Here is a 241-nt window from a genome sequence, read left to right on the forward strand (position 1 = left end):
ATATAACATCACTTGAAGAATTAAAAAAGTTTAATTTAGAATGGCCAACTATCCCAAAGGCTCTTCAAGAGGGACTTTACACTTATAAATATGAGGGATTTGAATACGACTTCTTATATAAACCATCACAAGAGAAGAGACTTTTTGTTTTGTTGAGTGGCAGTGCAAATAGAAGCAAATTTACGCCTCCAGTTTTTCAACGGTGGTCATGGGCAGAGTACTTTCCGGGGCATTGTTTATA

Annotated in this window: 1 protein-coding gene; it reads left to right on the plus strand. The window is 36.1% G+C overall.

The window, feature by feature from the left end; genetic code table 11:
* A partial coding sequence (locus AOA60_RS33655) for a hypothetical protein (protein WP_218240971.1) occupies positions 1-241 on the plus strand: 241 nt, incomplete at both ends.

This window comes from Pseudomonas sp. 2822-17 (assembly GCF_002742485.1).
Classification (GTDB): domain Bacteria; phylum Pseudomonadota; class Gammaproteobacteria; order Pseudomonadales; family Pseudomonadaceae; genus Aquipseudomonas; species Aquipseudomonas cyclaminis.